The following is a 468-nucleotide window of genomic DNA, read 5'->3' as shown; positions in this document are numbered from 1 at the left end:
AATCACGAAGCAGGGCGCGGGCACGGAAACGCTGACGGGCGCGAATACGTACACGGGCGGCACGACGGTCAACGCGGGCGCGCTGGTGCTGGGCGCGGGCGGGAGTCTGGCGTCGACGGGCACGGTGAATCTCGCGAATACGGGCACGACGTTCGACATCAGCGGTTCCGGCGCGAACCAGGCGATCGGCACGCTGATCGGCGCGGCGGGTTCGAACGTGACGCTCGGCGGCAATTCGCTGACGCTGGGCGGCACCGCGAACGGCACGTTCGGCGGCGCGATCAGCGGCACGGGCGGGATCACGAAGGCCGGCACGGGCACGGAGACGCTGACGGGCGCGAACACCTACACGGGCGGCACGACGGTGGCGGGCGGTACGCTGGCGCTGGGCGCGGGCGGCAGTCTCGCGACGGGCGGCGCGGTGAGCCTGACGGGTACGAGTGCGACGCTCGATCTCAGCGCGGCGGG

1 protein-coding gene is annotated in these 468 nt (G+C 72.6%); it reads left to right on the top strand.

Translation table 11 applies throughout. The features are described from left to right. Positions 1–468, top strand: a 468-nt coding sequence (locus tag GQ57_RS38035; protein ID WP_034200634.1) for an autotransporter-associated beta strand repeat-containing protein, incomplete at both ends; no start/stop codon positions are given.

Source organism: Burkholderia sp. MSh2 (assembly GCF_000731655.1).
GTDB classification, from domain to species: Bacteria; Pseudomonadota; Gammaproteobacteria; order Burkholderiales; family Burkholderiaceae; genus Burkholderia; species Burkholderia paludis.
The sequence above is the reverse complement of the archived record's forward strand: the minus strand, read 5'-3'. Positions and strand labels throughout refer to the sequence as shown.